This window comes from Streptomyces sp. NPDC048479 (genome assembly GCF_040651435.1).
In the GTDB taxonomy this organism is placed as follows: Bacteria; Actinomycetota; Actinomycetes; order Streptomycetales; family Streptomycetaceae; genus Streptomyces.
The window spans coordinates 243,767-270,027 of the sequence record NZ_JBEZKA010000008.1 but is presented as its reverse complement, the minus strand read 5'-3'; the positions used below and the strand labels follow the sequence as shown (position 1 = coordinate 270,027).

The 26,261-nt window shown below is 69.3% G+C and carries 24 protein-coding genes, 1 tRNA gene and 3 pseudogenes; 16 read left to right on the top strand and 12 right to left on the bottom strand.

The window, feature by feature from the left end:
* Positions 1-351: 351 nt before the first annotated feature.
* Positions 352-2,040 (top strand): glycosyl hydrolase family 28-related protein, encoded by a 1,689-nt coding sequence (locus AB0D12_RS15750; protein WP_362681959.1) that lies wholly within the window; start codon positions 352-354, stop codon positions 2,038-2,040.
* 47 nt (positions 2,041-2,087) lie between these two features.
* Here AB0D12_RS15750 and AB0D12_RS15745 read toward each other — a convergent pair whose 3' ends face one another.
* Positions 2,088-3,398 (bottom strand): MFS transporter, encoded by a 1,311-nt coding sequence (locus AB0D12_RS15745; protein WP_362681956.1) that lies wholly within the window; start codon positions 3,396-3,398, stop codon positions 2,088-2,090.
* A 141-nt stretch (positions 3,399-3,539) separates the two neighbouring features.
* Between AB0D12_RS15745 and AB0D12_RS15740 the strand changes: the two genes are divergently transcribed.
* The gene (locus tag AB0D12_RS15740; protein ID WP_362681953.1) at positions 3,540-4,301 is read left to right on the top strand and encodes a phosphoglyceromutase; all 762 of its coding nucleotides are present in this window, start codon (positions 3,540-3,542) and stop codon (positions 4,299-4,301) included.
* A gap of 78 nt (positions 4,302-4,379) precedes the next feature.
* On the opposite strand, the pseudogene AB0D12_RS15735 reads toward AB0D12_RS15740, so the two are convergent.
* Positions 4,380-4,698 (bottom strand): annotated as a pseudogene (locus tag AB0D12_RS15735) (tyrosine-type recombinase/integrase); the annotation flags it as partial.
* Positions 4,699-4,811: 113 nt separating this feature from the next.
* Positions 4,812-5,024, bottom strand: a complete 213-nt coding sequence (locus tag AB0D12_RS15730; RefSeq protein WP_362681950.1) for a hypothetical protein — start codon at positions 5,022-5,024, stop codon at positions 4,812-4,814.
* Positions 5,025-5,749: 725 nt separating this feature from the next.
* On the opposite strand from AB0D12_RS15730, the gene AB0D12_RS15725 reads away from it, so the two are divergent.
* Positions 5,750-6,367: an HdeD family acid-resistance protein gene (locus tag AB0D12_RS15725; RefSeq protein ID WP_362681947.1), complete on the top strand. Its 618-nt coding sequence runs from the start codon at positions 5,750-5,752 to the stop codon at positions 6,365-6,367.
* Between the two features lie 33 nt (positions 6,368-6,400).
* The gene (locus AB0D12_RS15720) at positions 6,401-6,571 is read left to right on the top strand and encodes a CsbD family protein (protein ID WP_362681944.1); all 171 of its coding nucleotides are present in this window, start codon (positions 6,401-6,403) and stop codon (positions 6,569-6,571) included.
* A gap of 555 nt (positions 6,572-7,126) precedes the next feature.
* Here AB0D12_RS15720 and phoU read toward each other — a convergent pair.
* Positions 7,127-7,804, bottom strand: a complete 678-nt coding sequence (phoU, locus tag AB0D12_RS15715; RefSeq protein WP_362681941.1) for a phosphate signaling complex protein PhoU — start codon at positions 7,802-7,804, stop codon at positions 7,127-7,129.
* A gap of 198 nt (positions 7,805-8,002) precedes the next feature.
* Between phoU and AB0D12_RS15710 the strand changes: the two genes are divergently transcribed.
* Together AB0D12_RS15710 and AB0D12_RS15705 are read left to right on the top strand one after the other, a co-directional pair.
* Complete coding sequence (locus tag AB0D12_RS15710) at positions 8,003-9,259, top strand: ATP-binding protein (RefSeq protein WP_362681938.1); 1,257 nt, start codon at positions 8,003-8,005, stop codon at positions 9,257-9,259.
* Positions 9,256-9,936, top strand: a complete 681-nt coding sequence (locus AB0D12_RS15705; protein WP_362681936.1) for a response regulator transcription factor — start codon at positions 9,256-9,258, stop codon at positions 9,934-9,936. Before AB0D12_RS15710 ends, AB0D12_RS15705 begins: the two co-directional genes overlap by 4 nt.
* Before the next feature lie 88 nt (positions 9,937-10,024).
* Here AB0D12_RS15705 and AB0D12_RS15700 read toward each other — a convergent pair whose 3' ends face one another.
* Positions 10,025-10,723: a DUF461 domain-containing protein gene (locus AB0D12_RS15700; protein ID WP_362681933.1), complete on the bottom strand. Its 699-nt coding sequence runs from the start codon at positions 10,721-10,723 to the stop codon at positions 10,025-10,027.
* Between the two features lie 646 nt (positions 10,724-11,369).
* On the opposite strand from AB0D12_RS15700, the gene AB0D12_RS15695 reads away from it, so the two are divergent.
* From AB0D12_RS15695 to AB0D12_RS15670, 6 genes are all read left to right on the top strand, one after another.
* The gene (locus AB0D12_RS15695; RefSeq protein WP_050374646.1) at positions 11,370-11,852 is read left to right on the top strand and encodes a CarD family transcriptional regulator; all 483 of its coding nucleotides are present in this window, start codon (positions 11,370-11,372) and stop codon (positions 11,850-11,852) included.
* A 327-nt stretch (positions 11,853-12,179) separates the two neighbouring features.
* A complete protein-coding gene (ispD, locus tag AB0D12_RS15690; RefSeq protein WP_362681930.1) occupies positions 12,180-12,926 on the top strand; it encodes a 2-C-methyl-D-erythritol 4-phosphate cytidylyltransferase in 747 nt (248 codons plus the stop codon).
* Positions 12,916-13,401, top strand: coding sequence for a 2-C-methyl-D-erythritol 2,4-cyclodiphosphate synthase (gene ispF / locus AB0D12_RS15685; RefSeq protein WP_327324457.1), 486 nt, complete (start codon positions 12,916-12,918; stop codon positions 13,399-13,401). Before ispD ends, ispF begins: the two co-directional genes overlap by 11 nt.
* A 179-nt stretch (positions 13,402-13,580) precedes the next feature.
* A complete protein-coding gene (gene cysS, locus AB0D12_RS15680) occupies positions 13,581-14,981 on the top strand; it encodes a cysteine--tRNA ligase (RefSeq protein WP_362681927.1) in 1,401 nt (466 codons plus the stop codon).
* Between the two features lie 103 nt (positions 14,982-15,084).
* A complete protein-coding gene (rlmB, locus tag AB0D12_RS15675) occupies positions 15,085-16,041 on the top strand; it encodes a 23S rRNA (guanosine(2251)-2'-O)-methyltransferase RlmB (RefSeq protein WP_362681924.1) in 957 nt (318 codons plus the stop codon).
* 111 nt (positions 16,042-16,152) lie between these two features.
* Positions 16,153-17,868: a DoxX family membrane protein gene (locus tag AB0D12_RS15670; protein WP_362681921.1), complete on the top strand. Its 1,716-nt coding sequence runs from the start codon at positions 16,153-16,155 to the stop codon at positions 17,866-17,868.
* An 81-nt stretch (positions 17,869-17,949) separates the two neighbouring features.
* Here the strand turns inward: AB0D12_RS15670 and AB0D12_RS15665 are convergent, their stop codons facing one another.
* From AB0D12_RS15665 to ugpC, 3 genes are all read right to left on the bottom strand, one after another.
* Positions 17,950-18,672 carry a nucleotidyltransferase family protein gene (locus AB0D12_RS15665; protein WP_362681918.1) on the bottom strand — a complete coding sequence of 241 codons (723 nt, stop codon included), beginning with the start codon at positions 18,670-18,672 and terminating at the stop codon, positions 17,950-17,952.
* Positions 18,673-18,735: 63 nt separating this feature from the next.
* Positions 18,736-19,158, bottom strand: a complete 423-nt coding sequence (locus AB0D12_RS15660; RefSeq protein ID WP_327324452.1) for a hypothetical protein — start codon at positions 19,156-19,158, stop codon at positions 18,736-18,738.
* 241 nt (positions 19,159-19,399) lie between these two features.
* Entirely contained in the window at positions 19,400-20,536 is a 1,137-nt protein-coding gene (gene ugpC, locus AB0D12_RS15655; protein WP_362681915.1) for a sn-glycerol-3-phosphate ABC transporter ATP-binding protein UgpC, read from the bottom strand.
* Positions 20,537-20,715: 179 nt separating this feature from the next.
* Between ugpC and AB0D12_RS15650 the strand changes: the two genes are divergently transcribed.
* Positions 20,716-20,789: transfer RNA gene (locus AB0D12_RS15650), tRNA-Thr, on the top strand.
* Between the two features lie 76 nt (positions 20,790-20,865).
* Here AB0D12_RS15650 and AB0D12_RS15645 read toward each other — a convergent pair.
* Positions 20,866-22,263 (bottom strand): FAD-dependent oxidoreductase, encoded by a 1,398-nt coding sequence (locus AB0D12_RS15645; RefSeq protein WP_362681912.1) that lies wholly within the window; start codon positions 22,261-22,263, stop codon positions 20,866-20,868.
* A gap of 201 nt (positions 22,264-22,464) precedes the next feature.
* Between AB0D12_RS15645 and AB0D12_RS15640 the strand changes: the two are divergent.
* Both AB0D12_RS15640 and AB0D12_RS15635 read left to right on the top strand, forming a co-directional pair.
* Positions 22,465-22,661, top strand: a pseudogene (locus AB0D12_RS15640) (hydroxyurea phosphotransferase); the annotation flags it as partial.
* A gap of 25 nt (positions 22,662-22,686) precedes the next feature.
* Positions 22,687-23,184 carry a GNAT family N-acetyltransferase gene (locus AB0D12_RS15635; RefSeq protein WP_362681909.1) on the top strand — a complete coding sequence of 166 codons (498 nt, stop codon included), beginning with the start codon at positions 22,687-22,689 and terminating at the stop codon, positions 23,182-23,184.
* A 68-nt stretch (positions 23,185-23,252) separates the two neighbouring features.
* Here AB0D12_RS15635 and AB0D12_RS15630 read toward each other — a convergent pair.
* Positions 23,253-24,274: pseudogene (locus AB0D12_RS15630) on the bottom strand (zinc-binding dehydrogenase).
* Between the two features lie 142 nt (positions 24,275-24,416).
* On the opposite strand from AB0D12_RS15630, the gene AB0D12_RS15625 reads away from it, so the two are divergent.
* Positions 24,417-25,085 carry a pentapeptide repeat-containing protein gene (locus AB0D12_RS15625; RefSeq protein ID WP_362681906.1) on the top strand — a complete coding sequence of 223 codons (669 nt, stop codon included), beginning with the start codon at positions 24,417-24,419 and terminating at the stop codon, positions 25,083-25,085.
* Positions 25,086-25,120: 35 nt separating this feature from the next.
* Here the strand turns inward: AB0D12_RS15625 and AB0D12_RS15620 are convergent, their stop codons facing one another.
* A complete protein-coding gene (locus AB0D12_RS15620; protein WP_362681903.1) occupies positions 25,121-25,618 on the bottom strand; it encodes a hypothetical protein in 498 nt (165 codons plus the stop codon).
* Between the two features lie 13 nt (positions 25,619-25,631).
* On the bottom strand, positions 25,632-26,132 hold the full coding sequence (locus tag AB0D12_RS15615; RefSeq protein WP_362681900.1) for a hypothetical protein: 501 nt from the start codon (positions 26,130-26,132) through the stop codon (positions 25,632-25,634).
* Between the last annotated feature and the right edge of the window lie 129 nt (positions 26,133-26,261).

The following is a 26,261-nucleotide window of genomic DNA, read 5'->3' as shown; positions in this document are numbered from 1 at the left end:
GGTGCCGTGCAGTGTCGGCCCCGCCGGTTGCTCGGTCATGTGGTCAGGGTGGCCGGGGGTGTTGGCGGTTGCTCTTCGTGGGTGGTTTCCACCGGCGAACTGTGGGGGGACTGGCGGCAAAGCCGGGGTCACGCACCAAGAGCCTGCATGCCGCCGACCCCGAGGAGTCGAGCCCGGAGGGGCACCGGAGCCCGCACCCGACAAGAACCCGCACCCCGCCGGAGGCAACCCGCACCCCCGGGCCCGGGCCACAAGACCCCGCACGACCCCTTCCCGCGCGCCGCAGGCTCATGGCATGCTCGCCGCCGACGCTCATATGAACGTCGTTCACATACGTGGAAGGGTGGGCTCATGGAGACCGGTCGACGCGCCATCAGTAGACGGAGTCTGCTCGGCAGTGCCACAGCCGTCGCGGCCGCCTGCGCCGCGAGCGGCATCGCCGGCACCCGCACCGCAGCCGCGGCCGTCACCGCGCCCCCCACTTCCTCCCCGCTGTGGGACGAGTTCCGCCGGAACCGCTACAGCCACCCGCAGATCCCCTACGTAGGCCGCGCAGGTCAACGAGGCGGAGCCCACCGCTTCCCCCGCGGCCCCGTCGTCGCCAACGTCCTTGCCTACGGCGCCAAACGGGACGGCTCCGCCGACGCCGCCCCCGCCATCAACCGTGCCGTCGCCGCTGTAGGCGAACGCGGCGGCGGCACGGTCCTCATCCCCGCCGGCACCTACCGCATCGACGACCTGATCCGTATCGGCCACAGCAACGTCGTACTGAAAGGCGCCGGCAGCACCCGCACCAAGCTCTACGCCACCAAGAACCTCACCGAGCTCATCGGCGTGTACGGCAGCCGCTATGGCGGCGACAAGTCGTCGTGGTCCTGGGCTGGCGGCCTCATCTGGCTTTGCCCGAAGGGCCGTTGGGACAGTCTCACCGCCGCCATCAAGGCCAAGTCGTGGCCCTTCGAGGGCTGGACCGGCAACAAGCGCGACGAGTGGCGCACCCTCGCCACCGTCCGGCCCGCCAGGCGCGGCGACTGGTGTGTCACCGTCCCCGACGCCTCCCACCTCCGTCGCGGACAGCTCGTCCTGCTCCGCCTCGCCGACGACGCCGGCCACACCCTCCTTGAGCACATGGCCGGCGGCGGCGCGGGCCCCGAGGCGTACGTCTGGGACGACAAGACCAAGCTGACCAGTTACGTCCCCTATGAATGGCCCGTACGCATCGCGGCCGTCAAGCGGAACAAGGTCACCTTCGAACGGCCGCTGCCCCTCGACGTACGCCCCGAATGGGACCCGCGGATCACCACCCTCGTCACTCCGCTCACCGGCTCCGGCGTCGAAGGCCTGACCCTCGAAGCCATGGAGACCCCGCAGTCCCAGCACCTCCTCGACAAGGGCTACAACGGCGTCACTTTCCAGTGCGCGTACGACTGCTGGGCCGACGACATCACCGTCCGTCATGTCGACAACGGCTTCGGTCTGGTCGCCGCCTCCGCCTGCACCCTGCGCCGCACCCGCGTCGAGGGCCGCGGCTCCCACCATCCGTACTTCTGCCGCGAGGGCTCGCACGACAACCTCATCGAGGACTTCACCATCGCCCGGCGCACCGTCCCGGCCCCCGCCAACACCCAGCTCCACGGCATCAATGTGGAGGGCCTGTCCAGCTACAACGTCTGGTCGCGCGGGAACATGGGAATGGGCACCTTCGACACGCACCGCGGTATGCCGTTCGCCAACGTCCGCACCGAGATCACGGTGAACAACAACGGCCGCCACGGCGGCGACGCGTCCGCCGGACCGCTGTACGGCGCCCGGTTCACCCACTGGAATGTCACCGTCACCAACGAGCGCGCGGGGCTGATCAAGATCGACCAGATCGCCCCGTACAGCGCGACCGTCGCCATCAGCGCGGTCCGCGAGTTCGACCAGATCGACGTACCGGACTTCAGCGGCACGCTGGGCTCGCGCATCGAGGCGTACGGACAGCCGGGCGGTGTGCGTCCGGGCAATCTGTACGAGGCCCAGCGGGCGTTGCGCACCTGACCGGTCCGCACCTGACCGGCCCGCACCTGACGGGCCCGCGGCGGCTCCTACGCGACGGACGCAGGCGGGCTGACCACTCCGGCGGCGGGCACGGGCCCGGCGGCATCCTCCCCGCTCTCCGCGCTCTCCCTTTCCCCGCTCTTCCCGCTCTCCGCGGGCAGGTTCCGCATCAGCAGCCAGTACCCGAGCCCCGCCACCGTCCCCAGCGCCGCGCACATCCCCCACAGCCACTCCGCCCCGTACCGGTCGATGACGAAACCGGACATCAGCGGGGCGATGAGTGCAGCGACCGACCAGGACAGCGTGTACATGCCCTGGTAGCGACCGCGGCCGTGCAGCGGCGAGAGCCGCACCACAAGTCCGGTCTGGGTCGGCGCGTTGACGATCTCGGCCAGCGTCCAGACGCAGACGGTCAGCGCGTACACGGCGATCGACCCGGCGAAAGCGGTGAGCCCGAAGCCGTACCCCGCGAGCAGCGAGGAAATGATCAGCAGCCGGCGCGGATCGCGGTGCTCGATGAAGCGGGTGACCGGGATCTGCAGGGCCACGATCAGTACCCCGTTGACCGCGATCGCCATGCCGAAGTCGGAGCTGCTGAAGCCGTCCGCGCCCATCGCCAGCGGCAGTCCCACATTCCCCTGCATAAAGATCAGCGCGATCAGGAAGGACAGCCCGACGACGCTCATGAACCGCCCGTCGCACAGCACGGTCCTCAGGCTGACCTCAGGTTCGGCGGGCTTGTCCGCAGTGGCCTTCGCCCGTTCCGGCCGCGACTCCGGCAGCTTGACGAAGACGACGACCGCGCAGATCAGCGTCATCGCGGCCTCGCCGAGGAAGCCGGCGAGATAGCTGTACTCGGCGATGAAACCCGCGCCCGCGGAGGAGACGGCGAATCCGAGGTTGATCGCCCAGTAGTTCAGCGAGAAGGCCCGCACCCGGTCCTCGGGCCGGACGATGTCGGCCATCATCGCCTGCACGGCGGGCCGGGACGCGTTGGACGCCATACCCACCAGGAAGGAGACGGCCGCGATGGCGACCGGGTGCTGCACAAAGCCGAGCAGCGCCACGGACGCGGCAGTCGAGCTCTGCGCGATCAGCAGCGTGGGCCGCCGGCCGATCCGGTCGGCCATCACACCCGCACCGAGCGAGGAGACAACACCGCCGAGCCCGTGCAGGGAGGCGACAAGTCCCGCGTACGAGGGTGAATAGCCCCGTTCCAGGGTCAGGTACAGCGTCATGAACGTCGCGACGAAGGCGCCGAGCCGGTTGACCAGAGTGCTTGTCCACAGCCACCAGAACTCACGGGGCAGCCCCGAGACGCTCTCTCTCGCGGCACGTCGCAGACCGGCGACAGACATGCGGATTCCCCCCGGGTGTAAGTGGCTTGGCAGGCATCCGCACGTTACAAGCGCGCCGCTCGGCGCCGCCAGTCAATTGACGCCGACCGTCAACTGTCGCCGGTGTCGTCCGGTTCTTTCGCGTCTATTAGGCTCGGACACATGGCCGACGCACCGTACAAGCTGATCCTCCTCCGCCACGGCGAGAGCGAATGGAACGCGAAGAACCTGTTCACCGGGTGGGTGGACGTCAATCTGACGGAGAAGGGCGAGAAGGAGGCAGTCCGCGGCGGTGAGCTGCTCAAGGACGCCGGCCTGCTCCCCGACGTACTCCACACCTCCCTCCAGAAGCGCGCCATCCGCACCGCGCAGCTCGCGCTGGAGTCCGCGGACCGCCAGTGGATCCCGGTCCACCGCTCCTGGCGGCTGAACGAGCGTCACTACGGTGCCCTGCAGGGCAAGGACAAGGCGCAGACGCTGGCCGAGTTCGGCGAGGAGCAGTTCATGCTCTGGCGCCGCTCGTACGACACCCCGCCGCCGCCCCTCGAGGACGGCGCGGAGTTCTCGCAGAGCGACGACCCGCGTTACGCCACGATCCCGAGCGAGATGCGTCCGCGCACCGAGTGCCTCAAGGACGTCGTCGAGCGCATGCTGCCGTACTGGTACGACGGCATCGTCCCGGACCTGCTGACCGGCCGTACGGTCCTGGTCGCCGCCCATGGCAACAGCCTGCGCGGCCTGGTCAAGCACCTGGACGGCATCTCCGACGCCGACATCACGGGCCTCAACATCCCGACCGGCATCCCGCTCGCCTACGAGCTCGACGCCGACTTCAAGCCGCTCAAGCCGGGCGGCACCTACCTCGACCCGGACGCGGCCGCAGCCGCGATCGAGGCGGTCAAGAACCAGGGCAAGAAGAAGTAGCTTTCGTGATCATGCCCCTGATCTGCGCTTTCGGTGCGGATCGGGGGCATTTTCACGGTCTGGGACCTCCCTGGAACCTCAGCCCGTGTGATCTTCCGGGCGGAGAGCCTGCCCGAGAGCCTTCCGGGCCCGCTCCCGGCTGCTTGGCATGAGGTGCGCGTACACCTTCAGCGTCAGCCCCGGATCGGAGTGCCCAGGTGCTCCGCGAGGGCCTTGATGCTCTCCCCGGAGTCCAGAAGGACGGACGCGTAGAAGTGCCGCAAGGCGTGCATGCCGTGCTCCCGGGCAGCGGCGTGCTCCCGGCTCTTGGCCTGCGGGATGACGCCCGCCCTCGCGAGAGAGGCTTCCAGCGGTTTTCGTTCAGCGACGTACGCCAGATGTGCCCGCCGTTGGGTCCGGGCCGACTCGGACCTAGCGTGCCCGACGGGTCGGCACAGTCCCTGCGACTCTCCCGGCTACGCTCGAGCGGGAGCGCCCCGCGGCGCGTGGCTGCGGGGCGCCTTGTGGGGTTTAGTCGACCTTCTCCCCGTCGTGTGTACCGCCCTTGCACAGGTTGTCCGCCAGATCGGGCGTTCCGCCGCCCTGCTTGCACTCAGAAGGGGTGACGTAGGATGGGGCACCCTGTGTGGTGGCGGTGGCGGTGGCGGCGGCGGCGCCCGTGAGGCCGAGTCCGGCGAGGGCTGCCGTGGCGATGACGGCGGCGAGGATTCGTCGAATGCGCATTTGGTTTCCCTTTCACGGATTGCATCGGTTGGGGCACTTGTCAGCTTGATCTTCACCCATGTGGGTGGCACGTCATGTTGAGCCATTCGGGTGACAGTGCTGTCGGGTGCGGGGTCGGTGACGCGACCCGTCGGACAGGCCCTAGAACGAAGAGACCACCCCGGCCGGATGGGTGGTCTCTTCGTTGTTCCGGAGGGGGCAGCGTCCGCAACCGGCCCCATGCTAAGAGCCGTGTTGACCTGTGGAAACGCGCCCTTAGTAGCGGAGGGTGGCCGGACGCTACACATTCTGTTGAGCGTCCGCAGGAAAGTGCAGGTCAGAGGGGGCGAGCGATACCCGGCGGACGCTGCGGACGCTGCATCTCGGGCCGTCTGTGGGCCGTCAGTGCGGCGGCTCTTGCGGCCTGAGTGCCCAGCCGATGGCCTTCCGCGCGCGGTCCCGACTGCTCGGCATCAGGCTCTCCCCGGCTGCCGCCTCGACTACCCGCGCCTTGCCGACGACCGGTGCGATCCAGGGCTTGGATGGCTTCGGCGTCGAAACCGCGCGACGATGGAGCGAGAGCGGTTTTGTGCAAGCGGACAACGAAGGCGCGCTCCTTCCGTGATGTAGATCTTCGTATGGGGCATCGCCTTCCTGCTCGTCCGGAGCAGTGCCTGCTCTGAGCCGCCCCACCACCTCAAGGCCGGTACTCCGGGCTCCCGACCTCCGTGAACCGGGAGGGCGTCATGAACACACCAACCGATTCCGCGACGTCACCGGGGCCGGCCGACCCCAGTGACGTGCTGGCCGATGTAGGCGGCGCATGGACGTGGTTGCTCGGCATCGCTCTGGTGACCCTGGCGGCGGGGATCATCGTGCTCGTCTGGCCGGACGAGAGCTTGCACGTTCTGGCGGTCATCATCGGCCTGTACCTGCTCATCTCGGGCGCGTTCCGCTTCGTGACGGCCTTCTCGCGGGACAGGGAGGGCGGCGGCAGAGTGGCAGCGGTGCTGGTCGCGGTGGTGGCCATCCTGGCCGGTGTGCTGTGCCTGCGGCACCCGCTGCAGACCACCGCGGTGCTGGCGCTCGTGCTCGGTGCCTACTGGCTGGTGTCGGGGCTGCTGGCGGCCTTCGTCGTCGGGGGCGAACGCGATATGCCGCACCGGGGGTTGGCGTTCGCCGTGGCCGTCCTCGGGATCGTGGCCGGCATTGTGGTGCTCGCGTTCCCGGTGGAATCCGCGACCGCGCTGGCCAGACTGCTCGGGCTGTGGCTGGTCCTCATGAGCCTGGGCGAGGTCGCGGTGGCGCTCGCGATGCGATCCGCAGCGAAACGGCCCGAGCCCGCGCGGCGGCCCACGGTGTAGTTCGGTAATCGCTCGTCACAGGAGGTACCGGCCATGAACAAGGTAGAGGCGAAGGCCACGGCGACGCGGATGAAGGGCCAGCTCAAAGAGACCGCTGGGCATGTCATGGGCGACAGGCGCATGCGGGCCGCAGGTCGCACCGAGAAGGTGAAGGGCAAGATCCAGTTGGCTGTGGAGAGGACGAAGAAGAGCCTCAGGCACTGAGGTCGGCGCTGCATCCGCCACCCGGAGTTCCGGCCTGTCCGCCTTCCCCGGATACGGGCAACCGCTGGACTCGTTGGTCAGTGCCCGGCGCTGCTTATACGCCTGGCGGTCGAAGGCGGCTACGAGAAGACCGTCACCAAAGTCTGCCCGGGCGAAAAACGGGCCGTTCAGACCCAGGGCGAGAAGAATGTAGTACCGGGCCCGTCGGAAAGGGCCCCGTCCTCCACGGACGGGGCCCTTTCGCGTACGCGCGTAGGTACCGGGGATCGGCTACCCGCAGCAGCCACCGCACTGGCACGGCCCACCCGACTGGCAGCCGCAGCCACAGCCCGGACCGCAGCCGCAGGCACCGAGGACGGGCAGGAACACCACTTCAACAGGCGTGTCCTGCTGAGAGTCGGTCATGGGGGATTCGGCCATGGGTCCCTCCTCATGGCGTACCAGATGGTCCGCCTCTGCCCATTGCATGCCCGCTGCGACGGGCGCATCAACAGCGCGCGGAGGCACGCCCCCGCCCCCCTGCTCCTGCGGGCGCCCCCCGGCGCGCAGGGCGCGCTAGACGCCCTCGACCTGCGTCGGCGGCTGGAGCTCGTCCGCGTGTTCGCCCGTGACCAGGTACACGACCCGCTTCGCCACCGACACCGCGTGGTCCGCGAAGCGCTCGTAGTAGCGGCCGAGCAGCGTCACATCCACCGCCGTCTCGATGCCGTGCTTCCAGCGGTCGTCCATCAGGTGCTGGAAGAGCGTCCGGTGCAGCAGGTCCATCTCGTCGTCGTCCGTCTCCAGCTGCAGCGCCAGGTCGACGTCCTTGGTGATGATCACCTCCGCCGCCTTGGCCATCAGCCGCTGCGCCAGCTGCCCCATCTCCAGGATGGTGGCGTGCAGGTCGTGCGGCACCGCCGTGTCCGGGAAGCGGAGCCGGGCCAGCTTGGCCACATGCTGGGCAAGGTCGCCCGAGCGCTCCAGGTCCGCGCTCATCCGCAGTGAGGTCACCACTATCCGCAGATCCGTCGCGACCGGCTGCTGCCGGGCCAGCAGGGCGATGGCCCGTGCCTCCAGGTCGTGCTGCAGATCGTCGACCTTCTGGTCGGCGGCGATCACGTTCTCGGCGAGCTTGAGATCGGAGTCGAGCATGGCCGTGGTGGCGCGCCCGATCGCCGACCCGACCAGCCGGGCCATCTCGACCAGGCCCTCGCCGATCGAGTCCAGTTCCTCGTGGTACGCGTCCCGCATGGGTTGTCCCTCTCTTGGTGCGACCGGGGTCCGGGTGGGGCTCGGACCCCCACGCTCCCACGTTCTGTCCGTTACGCGTCCGGCTCCTCCACCGGAAGTGAACCGGCTCTATCCCCATGGTGAACTCTGGGCGACGACTGTTCGAGGTGCCACCCGTTTGGCTGGGAGCATCTCCGGGAGCACGCATAACCTGGAGGCATGGACGTGAACGCGGCGGTCGCCGCAGCGGCAGCGATCGCCGGGTTGTGCACCGGTGTCATCGCGATGCTGGCGTTCCGCTGGAGCGAACGCGAACAGAGGAGACCCACCCGCACCTCCCTGCACACTGACGCCGTGCTCCCGCCCGGCGTCGACACTGTCCTGTCCGTGCTCCGCTCCTCCGCGGTCGTCCTCGACGAGAGCGACTCCGTCGTCAAGGCCAGCTCCGCGGCATACGCCCTCGGTCTGGTCCGCGGTGGAAAGCTCGCCGTCGAACCGATGCTGCACATGGCCCGCGACACCCGCCGCGACGGCGAGATACGCCAGGTCGAACTGGACCTGCCCCGGCGCGGCACCGGCCGCGGCGAGGCCCTCGCTGTCTCCGCCCGGGTGGCTCCCCTCGGCTCCCGCCTCGTCCTGCTCCTGGTCGAGGATCTCACCGAGGCCCGCCGTATCGAAGCGGTACGACGCGACTTCGTCGCGAACGTCAGCCATGAGCTCAAGACCCCGGTCGGTGCGCTCTCCCTGCTCTCCGAGGCGGTCATGGACGCCTCGGACGACCCCGAGGCGGTCACCCGCTTCGCCGGCCGGATGCAGATCGAGGCGACCCGGCTCACCAACCTCGTACAGGAGCTCATCGACCTCTCCCGGGTGCAGAACGACAACCCGCTGGAGGACGCCGAGCCGGTACGTGTGGACGAACTGGTCGCCGAGGCCATCGACAGGTCCCGGCAGCCGGCGTCCACCAAACAGATCACCATGGCCGCCGGCGGTACCGCAGACCTGCACATCTGGGGCAACCGCGGCCAGCTCGCCGCCGCACTCGGCAATCTCGTCGAGAACGCGGTCAACTACTCCCCGGCCCGCACCCGCGTCGGTGTATCCGCGCGCCGCGTCGCCGCACCCGGCGGGGATCTCATCGAGATAGCCGTCACCGACCAGGGCATCGGTATCTCCGAGAAGGACCGCGAGCGGGTCTTCGAGCGGTTCTACCGCGTCGACCCCGCCCGCTCCCGGGCCACCGGAGGTACAGGTCTGGGACTGGCCATCGTCAAGCATGTGGCCGCCTCGCACGGCGGGGAGGTCACGGTGTGGAGCTCCGAGGGACAGGGCTCCACCTTCACCCTGCGGCTGCCCGAAGCGGGCGCCGTACGGGACCGCCAAACCACCGGACCGGATCGCGTCGACGAGGACGACGACCGGCCTTACGACACCGATCCGAACGCCGAAATCCCTGCCCCGGAGGTCCTTCCGTGACCCGAGTGCTCGTCGTCGAGGATGAGGAATCATTCAGCGACGCCCTGTCCTACATGCTCCGTAAGGAGGGCTTCGAGGTCGCCATCGCGACCACGGGGCCCGAGGGGCTCGACGAGTTCGAGCGCAATGGCGCCGACCTCGTCCTCCTCGACCTGATGCTGCCCGGCCTGCCGGGCACCGAGGTCTGCCGCCAGCTGCGCGGCCGGTCGAACGTCCCGGTCATCATGGTGACCGCCAAGGACAGTGAGATCGACAAGGTCGTCGGGCTGGAGATAGGAGCCGACGACTATGTCACCAAGCCCTTCTCCTCGCGGGAGCTGGTCGCCCGCATCCGCGCGGTCCTGCGCCGCCGCGGCGAACCGGAGGAGGCCACTCCGGCAGCTCTGGAGGCCGGCCCGGTCCGGATGGACGTGGACCGTCACGTCGTCACGGTCTCGGGCGGCAAGGTGGATCTCCCGCTGAAGGAGTTCGACCTGCTGGAGATGCTGCTGCGCAACGCGGGCCGGGTACTGACCCGTATGCAGCTGATCGACCGCGTCTGGGGTGCGGACTACGTGGGCGACACGAAGACCCTCGACGTCCACGTCAAGCGCCTGCGCGCCAAGATCGAGCCGGACCCCGGTGCGCCGCGGTATCTGGTCACGGTGCGCGGCCTGGGCTACAAGTTCGAGCCGTAAACCGGCAGCAGTACGACGAGGGGCGCCCCGCCGGAATCCTTTCCGGCGGGGCGCCCCTCGCGTTGTTACGGCTGCTCCGGCGTGGTCGTCAGTGACCGGCTTCGTTCGACGCGTTCGACGCCGAGGCGGAGTCCGACGGCGTACCGGGCTCGCCGGACCGGCCGTTGCCGGGCTCGCCCGCCGCGCCCGTGGCTCCCCCCGAGGGAGTGCCGGACGGCGTTGAGGAGGGGGTACCGGAGGGCTTCTCCGCGGGCTTCTCCGGCGGCTTCGGCAGGGAGCTCGGGCCGAAGCCCGCGAAGTAGCCCTTCGCCGGAACGACGAACGCCTGCACCTTTACGTCGCCGGTCTCGCTGAATCGGAAGACGACCTCCTGCACGTTACCGGCCTTGGCGGCCTCGCGGCCGTTCTCGATCACGGCGGAGGCGTTGCCCGCGCCGCCGATGATGACCGAGCTGTAGGCCGGCACCGTGATCGGGCCGGAGCCCTTGGCCGGGCTGAGCTTCACCTGGGCGCTCGTGCCGGGCAGCGTGATCGCGTCGATGGTCTGCTGCGTGGTGCCGTTGTTGAAGACCGTCGCGCTGACGACCGCGGGGCCCTCCGCTTTCGGATCCGGCTGGGTGATCACCATCACGTTCTGGATTTTGATCGTGTCGACCGTCGTTGCGGCGTTGTCCGGCTTGACGGCGAGGGTCTGCGCGTCGGTGCCCGCACCGCAGGCGGAGAGCGCGGCGATCGAGAACACGATGGCAGTTGCGGCGAGGGCGCCGCGTCGAAGGCTGCGGCTCACGGCGGCGGCATCTCCTAGGACGTACGGACTGGCTATGGACGGGCGGTGAGCCGGCACCGGCAGTTGAGCCGGCGGTTGCACCGGCTCGAAGATCGGCTAAGGGGGTGTCAGCTCGCGCTTAGGTTACCGAGCCGCCATGCCCGCCCCGCACCCGACCCGCCCCTTCGCCGGAGAGGCGGTCGGGAGGCGTCCTGAGGCAGCTCGGGAGGCGGTCCGAGAACGCAGTCCGAGAAGGCAGTCCGATCGTGTCGTTTCGTACTCCGTTCACATAACCGGGGTGATCAATTCTCCGGGCCACCGCACATTGCTTACCGAATACCCCACGTAGATCAATTCCGGATTCGACAGCACATCCGTCCGTACGGGTGACCGGCCACCGAACGGAGTACGGGAAGTTCACCACTTGGAAACCGGCAAAACGGGATGTTTCACCCTCCAGGGAGGGCGTTCTGTTGTGTGTAACGTGCGCGTTTCTGTCCGCCCGTGCAGCCGCTCCGACCTGCGAATACCCCCCTCCGGAAGGCGTCCGCAGCACGTTCGCGTTGCTGTTGTCAAGCCCCGAGATATGCCCTGACCTGCGAAAACGCCATTCAGTAGAAGCCGTTCTCGTGTTACTCTGGATAGCCACGGAAGGGGTACCTGTCACATGACGTTCAAGGTTGGCGACACCGTGGTCTATCCCCATCACGGGGCCGCGCTGATCGAGGCCATCGAAACTCGCCAGATCAAAGGCGTGGACAAGACCTACTTGGTGCTCAAGGTCGCCCAGGGCGACCTGACGGTTCGCGTGCCAGCGGACAATGCGGAGTTCGTCGGCGTACGCGATGTGGTCGGTCAGGACGGGCTCGAGCGGGTCTTCGAGGTGCTGCGCGCGCCGTATGCCGAAGAGCCGACGAACTGGTCCCGTCGCTACAAGGCAAATCTCGAGAAGCTCGCCTCCGGCGATGTCATCAAGGTCGCCGAAGTGGTGCGTGACCTGTGGCGTCGTGAGCGAGAGCGTGGGCTTTCCGCAGGTGAGAAGCGGATGCTCGCCAAGGCGCGCCAGATTCTGGTGAGCGAGCTGGCCCTCGCGGAGAACACCAACGAAGACAAGGCCGAGGCTCTGCTCGACGAGGTCCTCGCGTCCTGACGCGCAACAATGCCGCGGTGCCCGCTGACATGCTGTGAAAACAGTCCTGTCGCCGGGCGCTGCGGCATGTCCGTCGCGGCACCTACCGCTGTGCTCCCCGTACGGCTGTGCTCACTGTGTCTGCGTTCAAAAGTGCCCGTGTTCAAAGGTGTCTGTGCTCACAGTGCACTTGCGCCGAACCAGTGTGCGCCGTACCACTGGCTGTGCCGGGCCCGGGCGGCTGGCGCAGACCAGTTGTCACGGAAGGGTCCGGTCAAGGCGTCGCGCCCGGCACGCTGTGGCCATACCCATGTCGGCCAAGGAAACAAACCTGCCGGAGTGCAACCGATGTCAGACGAATCGCGCCCGTACCGCACCGCCGCGGTGATCCCGGCGGCCGGCCGGGGCGTACGGCTCGGCCCCGGCGCCCCCAAGGCGCTCCGCGCGCTGAACGGCACGCCCATGCTGATCCACGCTGTACGCGCCATGGCGGCCTCCCGGGCCGTCTCGCTCGTCGTCGTGGTGGCCCCGCCCGACGGCGCGCCCGAGGTGAAGAACCTCCTCGACGAGCACGCCCTGCCCGAACGCACCGACTTCCTGGTCGTGGCCGGCGGCGACACCCGGCAGGAGTCCGTACGCCTCGGCCTCGACGCACTTCCGGACAACATCACCGTCGTCCTCGTCCATGACGCGGCCCGCCCGCTGGTACCCGTCGACACCGTCGACGCGGTCATCGAGGCGGTACGGGACGGGGCGCCGGCCGTCGTACCGGCACTGCCTCTCGCCGACACCGTCAAAGAGGTCGAGCCGACGGAGAAGGGCCGGCCCGAACCGGTCGTCGCGACCCTCGAGCGGGCGCGGCTGCGCGCTGTGCAGACCCCGCAGGGCTTCGACCGCGACACGCTGGTCCGCGCGCACGAGACGGTCGCCGTCAACGGCGAGGGCGCGACCGACGACGCCGGCATGGTCGAGCAGCTCGGCACGCCCGTCGTGGTCGTACCGGGCCATGAAGAGGCGTTCAAGGTGACCCGGCCGCTCGATCTCGTACTGGCCGAGGCGGTACTCGCCCGGAGGAGGGCCAACGATGTCTTCTGAGACGCGGATTCCGCTGGTCGGCATCGGCACGGACGTGCACGCCTTCGAGCCGGGGCGCGAGCTGTGGTGCGCCGGACTCCTGTGGGAGGGCGAGGACGGCCTCGCCGGGCACTCCGACGGCGACGTCGCCGCCCACGCCGCCTGCGACGCGCTCTTCTCGGCCGCCGGCGTCGGCGACCTCGGCGCCCACTTCGGCACCTCCAGGCCCGAGTGGTCCGGCGCCTCCGGCGTCACGCTGCTCGCCGAGGCGGCACGGATCGTACGGGCCGCGGGCTTCGAGATCGGAAATGTCTCCGTCCAGGTCATCGGCGTACGCCCGAAGATCGGCAAGCGGCGCGAGGAGGCCCAGAAGGCACTCGGCGCGGCGGTCGGCGCGCCGGTCTCCCTGTCCGGGACCACAACGGACGGGCTGGGACTGACGGGTCGGGCCGAAGGGCTGGCCGCCATCGCCACCGCGCTGGTCGTCAGGAACTGACTGACCGACCGACCGGCCAACCAGCCGGGACCGGGCTCGCGTCCGCATCGCAGCTGCGTCGTATCTGCATCGCATCCAGGTCGTCTTCGGGTCGTCTTCGGGTAGGGCAACGTCACAAACTCGTCCCGCGACCCGGAAGGGGTCGCGGGGCACTGGTAGCGGGCCACTACCCTTGTTGCGTGACCATTCGCCTGTACGACACCAGCACCCGGCAGATCCGTGACTTCACCCCGCTCGTGCCGGGTTGCGTCTCGATCTACCTGTGTGGCGCCACGGTGCAGGCTGCCCCGCACATCGGGCACATCAGGTCCGGTCTGAACTTCGACATCATGCGCCGCTGGTTCGAGTACCGCGGCTATGACGTGACCTTCGTGCGGAACGTCACCGACATCGACGACAAGATCATCTGGAAGTCGGCGGAGCAGAACCGCCCCTGGTGGTCCATCGGCTACGAGAACGAGCGCGCCTTCAACGACGGCTACGACGTGCTCGGCTGCCTGCCGCCCACATACGAACCGCGCGCCACCGGCCACATCACCGAGATGGTCGAGATGATGCGCGGCCTGATCGAACGCGGTCACGCCTACGAGGCCGAGGGGAACGTCTACTTCGACGTGCGCTCCTTCCCCGGTTATCTGGAGCTCTCCAACCAGGACCTGGACGATCTGCGCCAGCCGTCCGGCGAGGGCGAGACCGGTAAGCGCGACCCCCGTGACTTCGCCATGTGGAAGGCGGAGAAGCCGGGCGAGCCGAGCTGGGAGACGCCGTGGGGCCGCGGCCGGCCCGGCTGGCACCTGGAGTGCTCCGCGATGGCGCACAAGTACCTCGGCGAGGCCTTCGACATCCACGGCGGCGGACTCGATCTGATCTTCCCGCACCACGAGAACGAGATCGCACAGGCCAAGGCCTTCGGCGACGACTTCGCGAAGTACTGGGTGCACAACGCCTGGGTCACCATGAGCGGCGAGAAGATGTCCAAGTCGCTCGGCAACTCCGTGCTCGTCTCGGAGATGGTCAAGCACTGGCGGCCCATCGTGCTGCGCTATTACCTCGGCACCCCGCACTACCGGTCAATGATCGAGTACAGCGAGGAGGCCCTGCGCGAGGCCGAGTCCGCGTTCGCACGGATCGAGGGCTTCATCCAGCGCGTGGTGGAAAAGGCCGGCGGGCCGGTCGAGCCCGCCGCCGAGGTGCCGCCCGCCTTCGCCGAGGCGATGGACGACGACCTGGGAGTGCCGCAGGCGCTCGCCATCGTCCACACCACGGTCCGGCAGGGAAACTCCGCGCTGGCCGCCGACGACAAGGAAGCGGCCGTCGCCCGGCTGGCAGAAGTACGGGCCATGCTCGGCGTCCTCGGCCTGGACCCGCTCGACGAGCAGTGGGCGGGCGAGGGCGAGCGCGGCGAAGATCTCCACGGCGTCGTCGACACACTGGTGCGGCTGGTGCTGCAGCAGCGCGAGGCCGCCCGCAGCCGCAAGGACTGGGCGACCGCCGACGCCATCCGCGACCAGCTTCTGCAGTCCGGTCTGGTCATCGAGGACGGGCCTGACGGCCCGCGGTGGACACTCGGCCCCCGCTGAACCCACCGGGCCCGCCCGACAAAGATGTGCCGCCCGGGCGCCCGGGCGGCACACTTCACTTACGTACACACTTTTGAGCGAGCTTTACAGAAACAGGTAGGTCATGGCCGGGAACAGCCAGCGCAGGAACCGCCGCACGTCCAACAAGAAGGGCGCGCAGGTCGGCAGCGGTGGCAAGCGACGCCGCGGGCTCGAGGGCAAGGGCCCGACGCCGCCCGCTTCCGAGCGCAAGGGACACAAGAAGAACCGGGTGGGCAAAGCCCAGGCCAGGCAGGCCGCGGCCCGCCGCCCGGCCCCGCGCCGCGGCGGCGCCAAGGGCACGTCCGAGATGGTCGTCGGCCGCAACCCCGTCTTCGAGGCGCTGCGCGACGGCGTCCCGGCGACCACGCTGTACGTCCAGCAGTACATCGACAACGACGAGCGGGTGCGCGAGGCGCTCCAGCTCGCGGGTGAGCGCGGCAACATCAACCTGATGGAGGCCCCGCGGCCGGAGCTCGACCGGATGACGAACGGGCTCAACCACCAGGGTCTCGTCCTCCAGGTCCCGCCGTACGAGTACGCGCACCCCGAGGACCTCACGGCCGCCGCCTACGACAACGGGGAGGACCCGCTGATCGTCGCCCTCGACGGGGTGACCGACCCGCGGAACCTGGGGGCGATCGTTCGTTCCGTCTCCGCCTTCGGCGGCCACGGTGTGGTCGTGCCCGAGCGGCGCGCGGCCGGTATGACGGCAGGCGCCTGGAAGTCCTCGGCAGGCACGGCGGCTCGTACGCCGGTCTCCCGCGTGACCAACCTGACTCGTGCGCTGGAGGGCTACCAGAAGGCCGGTATCACGGTCGTGGGCCTGGCGGCGGACGGCGAAGCCACGATCGAGGACCTGGAGGCCCTGGGCGGCCCGGTCGTCATCGTCATCGGCAGCGAGGGCAAGGGCCTGGGCCGCCTGGTCGGCGAGACGTGCGACTACCTGGTCAGGATTCCGATGCCGGGTGGGGCGGAGTCGCTGAACGCGGGTGTCGCGGCGGGCGTGGTCCTCTACGAGGCGGCCAAGCGTCGGTCCTGACCGCTCCGACTGCCCCGATCGGCGTCGAAACGCGTAGTTGAGGATGGTTTGACGGGTCTCGGACATTTAGGCCGGTCGGAGCAGTGTCCTAATCACAAGTCACTCGGTTAGATGAGTGTGGACACCAGAACGCCCCGGCCCGGGTTCGATGATCAGCCTGCGCTGAGCATGGTCAAGGTGGACTGCGATCCCGCGCAGGTCATCGTGAACCACGCCAGCTTCCGGGTGCAGCTCTCCCAGAGCCCGCGCCCCGTACGTGCCATGGCGGGCAACGCAAGGATCCCCGTCGTCGGCGGAGCCGGGACGGGTGTGCGCAGGCGGGCGCCCGTCGTGTGGAGCGGCAAGTCGGCGCCGGGGGACGCCGGCGCCACCGGTCTTCTCCAGGCGGTGCGCAACTCCACCATGGGGCGGGACGCCTTCGACCGCGACCCCTTCGACCGGGACGCCTTCGACAGGGACACTTTCGACACGGGAGCCACCCAGGTCATCCCGCGGATCGACCTCGCCGAGCACACCGCACGGATGCCCGCAGCAGGCTCTCTCGGCGCGCCACGCGACCCCGACAGGCCGCTGCTGCCGCCGATGCGGCAGGCGGTCGGCGCGTACGACTCGTACCACTCCTACGAGCCGGAGCCCTACGAGTCGGAGCGCTACGGGTCGGAGTCCTACGAGTCGGAGCGCGACGGGCAGGAGTCCTACGGGGGCGAGTTCTACGAGCCGGAACGCTACGGGCAGGAGCGCCACGAGCAGGAGGAGTTCGCCGACGCCGACGTACGCTCCCAGCGGCACGGCGCCGACGTCGTCCGCCACGCCTACTACCCCGGGCGGCGCATGAACCTCGGAGTGGTACTGCTGCCGCTGCGCGTCTTCCTCGGCTTCATCTCCATCTACGCCGGCATGGGCAAGCTCTGCGACCCCGTCTACTTCGACGGCGGCGAACGCGGCTCCATGGTCAAGTGGCTCAACTCGCTGCACCCCTGGGAACTCGCCGAACCGCTGCGCGACTTCGCGCTCTCCCACCCGGTGGGTGCGGGGCTCACCGTCGCCTTCCTCCAGGTGGTCGTCGGCGTGCTCACCGTGCTGGGGCTCTGGCAGCGGGTCGCGGCCGTCATCGGCGCACTGCTGTCGGCCATGCTCATCCTGACCGTGACCTGGAAGACCGTGCCGGCGTACGACGCGCCCGACATCATCTACCTGGCCGCCTGGTCCCCGCTGATCATCGCGGGCGCCCCGGTCTACTCGATCGACGGCCGGCTCGCGGGCGAGGCCTGGCGCAAGCTCGGGCCGCGCTCGGAGCTGTGGGAGCTGCGGCGGCGCGTACTGCGGCGCGGCGGCGTCGTCGCCGCCGTGGTCGTCGGCCTGACCCTGCTGTTGGGCTCGATGCTCGGCGGAGCCGTACGTTCTACGGACATGGTGACCGTGCCCGAGCCCAACCAGGACCCGACCAACCACCTGCCCGGGTTCCCGCTCCCGCAGGAGCCCAGTGGCGAGCGCAGTTCCTCCGGCGCGCGCGGTGACGACGGCAAGCCGTCGCCGTCCGCAAGCCGCTCCGGCAGCCCCAAGTCCGCGAAGCCCACGCCCTCCGACCACACGGCCCGAGAGACCGGCCGGCTCGGCGGACAGCCCAGCCAGACGCAGGGCACGGGACAGCAGCCGCCCAGCCAGTCGGAACCGGCCCAGCCGCCGTCCAGCAGCGCCGGCCCCTCATCGAGCGGCGGCACCGGCAGCGGTGGCGGCAGTGGCGGCGGAAACGGAGGCTCGGGCAGCTCCGGAGGCGGCAGCGGCGGCTCCGGCGGCGGCAGGGTGATCGGCGGCCTGCTGGGCTGAGATGCGCGACGAGAGGGGCGGCCACCGAAGTCCGGTGGCCGCCCCTCTCGTCGCGTACCTCGTGCATCTCGCCGAGGTCGGTCAACGCGCTTGCGCGGCAAGCTCCTTGGCGGCCTCGGTGAGGTCCTTCGCGGTGTCGATCGCCCGCCAGTACGCGCCGTTCGGCAGCGGAAAGCCCGCCAGCCGCTGCTCACGGGCGAGACGCGGGAACGTGGTGCGCTCGTGGTCACCCCGGTCGGGGAGGAGCGCGGTGAAGGCCGCGGAGAAGACGTACACACCCGCGTTGATCAGATACGGCGACGGTGGAGACTCGATGAAGTCCGTGATGTGGCCGAAGGCGTCCGTCTCGACGGCTCCCCAGGGGATCCGGGGGCGGGCGAGGGCGAGCGTGGCGATGGCGTCGCGCTCCGCGTGGAAGGCGGCCATGTCGCGCAGCGAGAAACGGGTCCAGATGTCGCCGTTGGTGGCGTACCAGGGCTGGTCCGGGTGCGGCAGATGAGCGGCGGCGTACTTGAGGCCGCCGCCGCGGCCCAGCGGCTCCGTCTCGACGACGGTGGTGACACGCAGCGGCAGCTCCGCGGTCTCCAGCCACGTCTGGAGAACCTCGGCGAGGTGACCGCAGGAGACGACGGCATCCGTCACGCCCTCGGCGGCCAGCCAGGCAAGCTGATGGCCGATGATCGGGGTCCCGGTTCCGGGAATCTCGACCATCGGCTTGGGGCGGTCATCGGTGTACGGGCGCAGCCGCGAGCCCTGGCCGCCCGCCAGGACCACGGCCTGCGTCGGATACGTAGGCGTATGCATGCCGTGAACGATATGCGCCGTGGGCGGCGGCCCCGCGGCCAGCTCCCGGCTCAGCTCGCGCGGTCAGCTGCCCTGGGTCTGCTGCGAGACGCCGGTGGCGAAGGAGGTGTCGCAGACGGGACGGGAGAACGTCTGGGCGCGGGTGGGGCCGTAGCGGTCCACGGCGGCGCGTCCGAGGGCTCGGGCGAGCGACATGCAGTGCCTGGCGAGCGACGGACGCTCCTCGACCTCGCGCTGGAGGTGGGTGAGCGCGATGCTCGGGTTCTTCTCCTGGAGTTCGGCGAGCAGTCGGTCGCGCAGAACGTCCTGCGGCGAGCGGGACTTGGCACGCACGGAGACGTTCCGCGAGGACGCGGTGAGAATCTGCGACTCGGTGTTGTGCCCTGCCCACGGCACGCTGGTGACCGCGAGGGTTCCGGAGAGCACCAGGACGACGGGCAGAACGAGGGCAAGAGTGCGGCCGATTCGGCGGGCTGTGTGGGTCACGCGAGCGAGCGTAGCGGGCAGTGATGATTTGGCGACATTTAGTCACTCTGGCGAGGGATCGTTCGACGACGCTTTTCGAATCGGTGTTGACGAACAGGATCGAAATGGCGGATCTGCCGGGGTATTTGTCGACACGCCTGCCCTGCAGCAGAACGGCCCCGCAGGTAACTGCGGGGCCGTTCCGCCGAATTGGCGGTGACGCCGGACTCGGTCAGTCGCTACTCAGTCAGTCGCTACTCGGTCAGCCGCTGAGGCGCTCGCCCGTCGAGGTCGAGAAGACGTGGATCTCGTCCGGCCGCGGCACGACGTGCAGCTCGGCACCCTTGTCCGGCACGGAACGCCCGCCGACACGGACCACGAGGTCCTTGTGCTCGCCGCCGACCTGAGCGGAACCGTAGACGTAACCGTCGGCGCCGAGCTCCTCGACGACATTGACGGAGACGGCGAGACCGGCCGGAGCGTCCTCGCTGTCCTTGGAGAGGGACTTGGCCGCGGAACCGTTCAGCTCGACCACGTCGAAGTGCTCGGGCCGGACACCGACCGTGACAGTGGTGTCACCCTTGTCGGCGGCCGCGGACAGGGCCTCACGGGAGACCGGTACGACGCTGTTGCCGAACTTCACGCCGCCGTCGGTGATCGGAACCTCGACGAGGTTCATGGCCGGCGAGCCGATGAACCCGGCGACAAAGAGGTTGGCCGGACGGTCGTACATGTTGCGCGGCGAGTCGACCTGCTGAAGCAGCCCGTCCTTGAGTACCGCCACCCGGTCACCCATGGTCATGGCCTCGACCTGGTCGTGAGTGACGTACACCGTGGTGATGCCGAGACGGCGCTGCAGGCTCGCGATCTGCGTACGGGTCGAGACACGGAGCTTGGCGTCGAGGTTCGACAGCGGCTCGTCCATGAGGAAGACCTGCGGCTCACGCACGATGGCGCGGCCCATGGCGACACGCTGGCGCTGACCACCGGAGAGCGCCTTGGGCTTGCGGTCCAGGTACTCGGTGAGGTCGAGGATCTTCGCGGCCTCTTCGACCTTCTTGCGGATCTCGCTCTTGTTGACGCCGGCGATCTTGAGCGCGAAGCCCATGTTGTCGGCGACGGACATGTGCGGGTAGAGCGCGTAGTTCTGGAACACCATGGCGATGTCCCGGTCCTTGGGCGGCAGGTGCGTGACGTCGCGGTCACCGATGCGTATTGAGCCGGCGTTGACGTCCTCGAGACCGGCGAGCATGCGCAGGGAGGTCGACTTGCCGCAGCCGGAGGGTCCGACGAGGACGAGGAACTCGCCGTCCTCGGTCTCGATCTCGAGCTGGTCGACGGCGGGCTTGGTGGAGCCCGGGTAGACCCGGGTCGCCTTGTCGAATGTGACAGTGGCCATGGTGATGCTTCTCCTTCACCGGCAGGAACGTGCCGGACGATCCGAGTAAGGGAGTGGTCTGGTCCACACACGTGGACCTGCCGAGACGCTACCTGGCATGCCCCGTCCTGTCAGCAGCTGAACGGCGATGAAATATTCGACCGGAGCGCGTGACCGGTCCGGTTAGACTGCTCGGACGCGCCTCCTTAGCTCAGCTGGCCAGAGCAACGCACTTGTAATGCGTAGGTCGTCGGTTCGAATCCGACAGGGGGCTCAGCTGCCCAGGCCGGTGATTCGCCGGCCTGGGCTTTGTCATTCCCGGGGCTGCTGGGTGCTGTCGGCCGGGGGCATCAGTGGCGGCCCGAGATCCGGTCCGCGATCTGTGCGATGCGGTCGGTTTCCGCCGTCCCGGCCGTCGCCTCGCGGCGGTCTGCGCCGCGGTAGGCCGCGTACATGCCCTGTACGCCCAGCCAGCGCAGCGGCTCCGGTTCCCATTTGCGGACCTTGTGGTTCACCCAGGGGAGGGCCGTGAGTTCGGTGGGGCCTGCCTGGCCCGAGTCCTGTTGGATCAGGTCGCGCAGGGTGCGGGCGGCGAGGTTGGTGGTGGCGACGCCGGAGCCGACGTAGCCGCCGGCCCAGCCGAGGCCGGTGGAGCGGTCCAGGGTGACAGTGGCGCACCAGTCGCGGGGGACGCCGAGGACGCCGGACCAGGCGTGGTCGATACGGGCGCCTGCCGTTGTGGGGAAGAAGCGGACCATGATGTCGCGCAGTGCTTCGATCGTGGCGGGCTGGGTGCGGCCGTCGTTGTCGGTGCGGGAGCCGTAGCGGTAGGGGACGCCGCGGCCGCCGAGTGCGATCCGGTCGTCGGCGGTGCGCTGGGCGTACATGTAGGCGTGTGCCATGTCGCCGAGCGTTTCGCGGCCGTCCCATCCGATGGTGTCCCAGACGGACTGGGGGAGGGGCTCGGTCGCGATCATGGAGGAGTTCATAGGGAGCCAGGCGCGCTTCTGGCCCCTGAGGTTGGCCGTGAAGCCTTCGGTGCAGCGCAGGATGTACGGGGCGCGGACCGTGCCGTACGGGGTGATCGCGTGCTTTGGCTTGATCTCCGTGACGGGGGTCGACTCGTGGATGGTGACGCCAAGGGCTTCGACGGCTGCCGCGAGTCCCTTGACCAGTTTCACGGGGTGCAGGCGTGCGCCGTGCGGGGTCCAGGTGGAGGCGACGGCGCCGGTGACGCGTACGCGCTCGGCGGTCTCGCGGGCGCCGAACAGTACGCGGTCCTTCTCGCCGAAGGCGATTTCGACGGCGTGGAAGGCTTTGAGGCGGGTCAGCTGGGCGGGGGTGTGGGCGACTTCGAGGACGCCGCCTTTGTGGATGTCGGCGTCGATCTCTTCTTCCGCGGCGACGCGTACGACCTCGTCGACGGTGTCGTTCATGGCCTGCTGGAGGCGGACGGCGGCGTCGTGGCCGTGGAGTTTGGCGTAGCGGTCGCGGCCGGCGATGCCGTTGTAGAGCCAGCCGCTGTTGCGGCCGGAGGCTCCGTAGCCGCAGAACTTGCCTTCGAGGACGGTGATGTTGAGGAAGGGGACGGCCTTTTTGAGGTAGTAGGCCGTCCAGAGACCGGTGTACCCGCCGCCGACGATGCAGATGTCCGCGGTGGTGTCCCCGGGGAGGGGCTCCCTGGGGAAGGGGGTGCCCTCCTGCGCGTACCAGAACGATATGCCGCCGTTGACGGTGTTCGTGCTCATGATGCCCCTGCTGCTCAGCTCGAGTGCGTGTGGCGGGAGGGTACTCGCAGGACCGGGTGGCTGATCGGGCGCCTACCCCGTGGCTCCCATGGTCGTACGCGGCGGTGGTCCTCGCCCACCGCCGTCCTCGCTCACGGTGGTCCTCGCCACAGTCGTAGGATCCGGGCCGTGATCGAGGTTCCGGACGAGCCGGCGGCGGGGCTCTACAACCGCTTCGATGCGTCCGAGGTGCTGTGGCGCCTGATCTGATGACGGAGGTGCTGGGGCTGGACCGTGAGCGGGCGCGGGCCTGGACGCTCGGGCGTGTGTTGCAGAACAGCCTGTGGCATGTGCATGACGGGGAGACGCGGCTTGAGGCGGAGCAGGTGTCCATCGGTCGGAATCTGTTGGCACGGTAGCCGGGTCGGCGGGCACTCTGACCTCATGATTCGTATCGCCACGCCTGCTGATGTCCCTGAAATCCACCGTATGGTCCGTGAACTCGCCGAGTACGAGAAGGCCTTGGACGAGGCCAGGGCGAGCGAAGGGCAGCTGCACGAGGCGCTGTTCGGCGAGCGGCCCGCCGCCTTCGCGCATATCGCGGAGACTGCGGACGGGGAGGTGGCGGGCTTCGCGCTGTGGTTCCTGAACTTTTCGACATGGCGCGGGGTGCACGGCATCTATCTGGAGGATCTGTATGTACGGCCCGGGTTGCGAGGCGGCGGTTACGGCAAGGCGCTGCTGACGGAGCTGGCGCGGATCTGTGTGGAGCGCGGCTATGAGCGCCTTGAATGGTCCGTGCTGAACTGGAACACCCCGTCGATCAACTTCTACCGGTCGCTGGGGGCGAGGCCGCAGGACGAGTGGACGGTGTACCGGCTGACCGATGGGGCGCTGGCGTCGCTGGGGGCCGGCCGGCCGTCTGACCGTGCAGCCGTCTGACCGCCCAGTCGTCCAGCTGTCCGGCCGTCTGACCGCCTAGTCGTCCAGCTGCCCGGTCGTCTGACCGCCTAGTCGTCCAGCTGGGATGCCGTCCGGGGGATGAGCACGACCTTGCCGACCGTGCCGCGGGTTTCCAGAGCGCGGTGGGCGGCCGCGGCGTCGGCGAGCGGGAAGCGCTGTACGGCGGGGCGGAGGCGGCCGGATGCGGCCTCGGCGAGGGAGCGTTCTTCCAGGACGCGTACGTTGCCGCCCGCCTTCTGGAGCATCACCGGGCCGAGTACGCCTTCGGAGGTGATGCCGCGCTCGGCCAGTTCCTCGTCGGTGAAGGTGAGCGGGGCGCCATCGTGGAGGCCTTCGCCGGACCAGCCGAAGACGATGTGCTTGCCGCCTTTGCCGAGAAGGTCGACGGCGGTGAGCGCGGTGGCGCCGCCGACCGAGTCGAAGAGCACGGTGGCGCGGCGGTCGCCGAGGTGGTCGCGGACCTGGGTGGCCCAGTTGTCCTGTTTGTAGTCGACGGCGAGGTCGGCGCCGTTCTCGGCGACCAGGGAGACCTTGGCGGGGCCGCCGGCGAGGCCGATGACAAGGGCGCCGGCGTTCTTCGCGTACTGGACGAGGAGGGTGCCGATGCCGCCGGCCGCGGCCGTGACGATCGCGATGTCGTCGGGGCCGAGATCGGTGAATTGCAGGATGCCCATGGTCGTACGGCCGGTGCCGATCATGGCGACGGCTTCGGCTTCGTCCAGGTCACCGGGGATTTCGTGGAGCTTGGCGGCGTCGACGACGGTGAGTTCGGCGTACCGCCGGGGGCCATGCCGATGTGGGCGACGACGCGCTTGCCGAGCCAGCTGGTGTCCGTGCCCTCGCCGAGGGACTCGACGATGCCGGCGACCTCGCGGCCGGGGATGGTGGGCAGCTCGGCGGGGGTGGGGAAAGGGCCTTGCCTGCCTTCGCGCAGGGCGGTGTCGAGGAGGTGGACGCCGGCCGCGGCGACGGCGATCCGCACCTGGCCCGGGGCGGGGACGGGGTCTTCGGTCCGCTCGTAGGTGAGGTTCTCGGCGGAGCCGAAGGCGTGGAGGCGGATGGCGTGCATGGCGGGCTCCCCCTGAGCTGTGTGGTCGGTGACTCCGTGGTCGGTGACTCTGTGGCTATGGCAACACCCTCCAACCTCAAGCGCGCTTGAGGTCAAGGCGGCTCATCCGGGCGTTGTCAGTGGGAGGGGGCACCATGGGGCCATGGCACGGAAACCGGAGAGATCGCGTGCAGCGCAGCGGCCGGAGGTGCGGCTGCCGCCGCTCGTTCCGTACGACGGCGACGGGCTGGAGCCGGACGGCGACTACGACGGCCTGGAGTTCCAGGATGCGGACCTCGCGGGGCAGTCGGGGCGTGGCGCGCGCTTCATCGACTGTGCGCTGCGCGGGTGCGGCCTGGACGAGGCGGAGCTGCTGAACGCCCGCTTCGTCGACTCCGTGCTCAGTGGCATACGAGGCGTGGGCACTGATCTGGCGGGTGCTTCGCTGCGCGATGTGGAGGTGACGGACGCGCGGCTGGGCGGGGTGCAGCTGCACGGAGCCGTACTGGAGCGGGTGCTGATCCGCGGCGGGAAGATCGACTACCTGAATCTGCGGAACGGCAGGCTCAAGGACGTCGTCTTCGAGGGATGTGTGCTGTCGGAGCCGGACTTCGGGGGTGCGCAGCTGGAACGGGTGGAGTTCCGGGACTGTGTGCTGCGGCGGGCGGACTTCAGCGCGGCGCAGCTGAAGGACGTCGATCTGCGGACGGTCGCCGAGCTGGACATCGCGCGGGGCGTGGACCGGCTGGCGGGTGCGGTGATCAGCCCGGCCCAACTGCTGGATCTGGCACCGGCGTTCGCGGCGCAGATCGGGGTGCGGGTGGAGAGTTAGTACTGCAGCCCCGTTACCTCAGCACAGTTGGAGTACTAGAGGCGGGGGAAGCGTGCCTGGAGGTCCCAGACCACCGGGTTGTCGTCGAGACCCTCGTGCATGTCGGAGAGGTCCGCGATCAGGTCGTGCAGGAAGTCGCGGGCCTCGCGGCGAAGCTCGGTGTGGTTGAAGGTGAGGGGCGGTTCGTCGCCGGGCATCCAGTCGGCTTCCACGTCCACCCAGCCGAAGCGCCGCTCGAAGAGCATCCGGTCGGCCGATTCGGTGAAGTCCAGCTCGGCGTACTGGGGCTTCGCGGCGCGGCTGCCGAGCGGGTCGCGGTCGAGCTGCTCGACGATGTCGCACAGCGCCCAGGCGAAGTCCAGCACCGGGACCCATCCCCAGGCTGTGGACACCTCGCGGTCCTCCTTGGTGTCCGCGAGGTAGACGTCGCCGCAGAAGAGGTCGTGGCGCAGGGCCTGGACGTCGGCGCGCCGGTAGTCGGTCTGCGGGGGGTCGGGGAAACGGCGGGAGAGGGAGTAGCCGATGTCGAGCACGTGCTCGATGGTGTCATGCCCGCTGCCGCTTCCAGTACGACCAGGTCACGGCCGTAAGCAGCGGGCCGATGACAAAGAGCGGGGCGTAGCAGAAACCCGTCACGGTGTTCGCCGTGCCGGACATGTAGGTCTGGCTCTCGACGGTGAAGTAGACCACCACCTGGCTCAGGGCCAGCACCGTCGCGAAGGCCGAGGCGGCGGCGGCCGTGATGGCGACGGTCTTCGGGCGGGGGAGTCGCCACCGGTCGGTGACGAGCAGGAGGGGGAGCAGGGCGGCGCACTCCTGGAGGACGGCCAGGCCGATGACGTACGCGATGCCCCAGCCGGGGATGCCGAACTTGTCGCGCAGGATCTCGTCGCTGTAGCCGACGTAAATACCGGAGGCCATCGCGAGTCGCCACAGTCCGGAGGGGACGGCGCAGAGCGCGATGGCATGTGCGGTCCGGCGGGCCCAGCGGGACGCAGGGGCGGTGTGTGTGGTCACGGTCGCCGAGGTCACGTTCGCTGTCGTCATGGAGAACAGACTGGCTGTGGACACGGCGAAGCCGCGTCGGCGTTCGGGGCGGACCGCCTCCGCCGCTCGGGGGAGGCGGACGGGCGAGGGGGATGAGCCGCTGCTCCTTCGCCACCGTCACCGCGCCTG